The sequence below is a fragment of the Metallosphaera yellowstonensis MK1 genome, assembly GCF_000243315.1.
Classification (GTDB): domain Archaea; phylum Thermoproteota; class Thermoprotei_A; order Sulfolobales; family Sulfolobaceae; genus Metallosphaera; species Metallosphaera yellowstonensis.
Genome location: NZ_JH597770.1, coordinates 772,559 through 775,978, shown reverse-complemented (window position 1 = coordinate 775,978; position 3,420 = coordinate 772,559). Strand labels below are relative to the sequence as shown.

The 3,420-nt window shown below is 48.1% G+C and carries 3 protein-coding genes and 1 pseudogene; 2 read left to right on the top strand and 2 right to left on the bottom strand.

The genetic code is table 11. The annotated features are described in order from the left end of the window. Positions 1–116: 116 nt before the first annotated feature. Both METMK1DRAFT_RS20185 and METMK1DRAFT_RS15115 read right to left on the bottom strand, forming a co-directional pair. Positions 117–205 (bottom strand): annotated as a pseudogene (locus tag METMK1DRAFT_RS20185) (transposase); the annotation flags it as partial. Positions 206–970: 765 nt separating this feature from the next. Next, a complete protein-coding gene (locus tag METMK1DRAFT_RS15115) occupies positions 971–2,032 on the bottom strand; it encodes a glycosyltransferase family 4 protein (RefSeq protein ID WP_009075811.1) in 1,062 nt (353 codons plus the stop codon). A gap of 433 nt (positions 2,033–2,465) precedes the next feature. Between METMK1DRAFT_RS15115 and METMK1DRAFT_RS19325 the strand changes: the two genes are divergently transcribed. Next, the gene (locus tag METMK1DRAFT_RS19325) at positions 2,466–2,642 is read left to right on the top strand and encodes a hypothetical protein (protein WP_009075808.1); all 177 of its coding nucleotides are present in this window, start codon (positions 2,466–2,468) and stop codon (positions 2,640–2,642) included. Positions 2,643–2,699: 57 nt separating this feature from the next. Next, positions 2,700–2,912, top strand: coding sequence for a hypothetical protein (locus tag METMK1DRAFT_RS19320; RefSeq protein WP_009075806.1), 213 nt, complete (start codon positions 2,700–2,702; stop codon positions 2,910–2,912). Positions 2,913–3,420 lie beyond the last annotated feature (508 nt).

The following is a 3,420-nucleotide window of genomic DNA, read 5'->3' as shown; positions in this document are numbered from 1 at the left end:
AGTAGAAACAATAACAATCCCTTTAGATTGATCAACGCCAGAGATGACTAAAATAATGCCTGAGGGCCAAGATAATTAGTGATACAAGTATAACATAGTGCAGCAGTTATGGGACGTTAACGTAACTTAAAGATTTTCATCAGCCCCGGCGGTCCGCCTAAATGACGTTCGAGAGCCTGAGGAACGCCTCCACGCTCCTCAGGTTCCCTGATCAGCTGACGATGCTGGCCCTCCCACCTACCAGGACCATCAGGATCAGGCCAATTAACCTTCCTGCTCCTCCCGTTCCCCCTCACCACTCCCAGCCTGTTGATCTCCCTGACCAGCCTCACCTTGGCTTCCCTGATTAACCTCTCCTCGTTCCGTATCTTTTCAGCAGGAAGGCGCTGAAAACTAAAACTCCTCGCCAATACTGACTTTCCGTACCACCTCCCTGAGATTCCCATAACTGCTGTTTTACAAGCGGTTCTTGCTTGCTTCGTTTACACTTACCTTGGTCTCTATTTCAGTTGATAACAGGAATGATATTACCTTCCAGGGAATTTTACAACATACTCCGGAGGGTGTGAACGTTGATTACAACGTATACTTCCCAAGGAGACCGGGTCGAGTCCTCGAGGCCCTTGCTCAAATTTTGGGCCTTCCTGGATTACCCACCTGATCGCGGGAATTGCTCCTGGTAAGGTCAAGGGACGGTCCAGAATTCTGAGGAGCCATTAACCACCTGACGACCGCGCCATATCTAGTCATTTTAGTTGGAAAACTGAAGTACAGCAGTTATTAGATTTTGCCTCGATTACAGGGCGATATTTAAGGGAAAGTCCCATAACTGCTGTGAAGTAAAACACGAAGTACAAGAAAAGGGACTGCTTAATAGTTGAGGCAGGTGAGGTGATCAACGTTATCAACGCGAGAGGAGTAGTGGAGAGAAAAGAGGTGTGACGCGCGTTAAACTGAAATTCTTCCCAGATCATACTTTCTCCATTAGTTCTATCAACCTTTCACCGTGTTTATACCAAGAATACTCTTTTGCTGTTTCCCAGGCTGAATAGATCATCTTCCTTCTTAGTTCGTCGCCTAAAACTTCATTGACCTTTTCAACAGCTTCCTCCACATCCTTCACTACAAACCCGTTTTCGTAATTTCTCACGAACTCTTTCCCTCCCAAACCGTCGTTCACTATTACAGGTGTCCCGTGAGCCATAGCTTCTAAGACGCCCATTCCAGGTCCCCTCTCGTTAAAACCAAAGCGGATAAATAGCGACGCCTTCTTGTAAAGGCTGTTCAGTTCTCCCTCACTTATTTTCCCCGTGACCGTCACTTCAGGGTATTTCCTCTTAAATTCCTCCATAGTGTCTTTCCTAGCCCAAGAACCTGCCATCACGACTTTTCCCTTAATTTTCCTTGCTAATTCACCGTAAAGCTCAGGTCTCCTTCCTGCGTCCCACATGGACACGGCAAGGACAATGTCTTCCCTCTCAATGTTTACATCCTCATCGGGATAACATCCTGGGTAGAGTACTTCAGCCGAAATACCGAACTCTTTGAGAGTTTCCGCGTTCCACTTAGAGTTGGTCATAATAATCTTTGCTTTCTTCAAGATCTTCCACTCCATCGACCTCGGAAGGGAGTACTTCAACCCCATTAAAGGTAAAGAGGTCTCGTGTAGGTACAAAGCGTAATCTTCACCGTAAAATAGTTTTCTGAGGTAGCCTGAAATCCCAGCAAATTGGTCGTGGTATAAAGCTTTACCCTTAACTAAACGCACGGATCTCAGGATGAGGTCAAGATCTACTGTTGCTTCATCTCCTCTTTGTGGGGCATAAAGCTTCGTTATTTTCCTGAAGAGGGGAGTTAAGAACCCTTTCTCTCCTTCTCTCCTCAAATATGTTACGCCGATATCCCTTAGGTCGTAATCGTTAAGACTCTCTCTAAGCACGAGAAGTTTAGCCTTAGTAATTCTACTCTCCTCTACAGCTATACGTGCAACTCCACCGTTCCACAAGACCCTAAGGACGATGGTAAAACTCATGTGGTTACAAATTTACATGCAACGAATAAAACTCTTTACAGCAGTTGTGGGAGGCCATTCAGGTCTCCATTGCGAATTCTAATATCTCTCTTAAATTAGGCTAATTCTATGAAGGATTAGTTGAGTGTAACCTGCCACGTCAATGAGGCAGAGAAGAAGTCGCCTCGATCACGTATGATCAATTATTACGCTTAAGCTACTGAAACAAAATGAACTCGCAATGGACACCTGAACGGCCCGTTGTGGGACTTTCCCTTAAATATCGCCCTGTAATCAAGGCAAAAACTCATAACTGCTGTCCTTAGAATGAAGGGTGTAATCCAGGAAAACGGGGCATAAAGCTATCTTGACCTAGAATTGAGCCCCTGAGAACCACTGGATCTACTGCCATGTCCACGGGAGGTTCGAGAGGGTCAAGCTCCTCACGGTCGTCATGGTCGACCTCGGGCAGGACGTTCACGGTTTCCCCTATGCCGTGAGGAAGACGCTCTTCATGATGGTCGCCGAGTTCAAGACCGAGATCGAGGTGGCGAGCTGTTGGACGTGCTCAAGGAGCGCTTCCGGTAGCTACGGTCGTCTTCGACCCCCGTACTGTCCGAGAAGCTCGTGACGGACAACGTGGTGTCAGGGCTCAGGTCCAAACGAGCCCAGGGTCGGCCGGAGGACCTTGGGGGGCACCTCCCAGTGGGATACCCCTGGAGTCTACTACGCCGACCTGACCCTGGGAGGCCGAGTGGTCATGGTGAAGTTGCTCGTCCAAGAACGTGAGGACTCCACCGCCACGCACGTGAGGTACCTCTACACGACCGACCCCTCGCTCAGCGGGGAGGAGGCCTGTCGGGCGGGAGATAGACAACAGCAGTTATTGGATTTCACCTAGATTGCAGGGCGCTACCTAAGGGAGATTCCCATAACTGCTGTAGACAAACTTCACAGGGACGCCTAGGCCTTGGGACTCGTCCTTCTGGGGGACTCCAGGGCTACCTCACGTTCTTCATCTTGGTCACCGTCGTCAGCTGATCAGGGAACCTGAGGAGTGTGGAGGGGTTCCTTAAGTTCTCGAACGTCATTTAGGCTGATCGCCCAGGTTGATGAAAACTTCAGCTACGTTAAAGTCCCTCTTGAAGTTCTACACGCACAACTGCTGTTATTTAAAATGTCTACTTTGTAATCGGAATAAGGAGTGACCACTTGCTAAATGGGCGATTCAGGACTCCTTTGCGATTTCTATTTGTTTCTATAGAATGAAAGTGACTTAATTGATCCTACATCAGTACATGAGAAGGGGACGAGCGCTAGGTCATACCATGAGATGTCCAATCACGTGATGACCGCTCTTCTTGAGGTAGTTGGGAAGGACGCGCTATTAAATGAAACGGTGGCTGAGA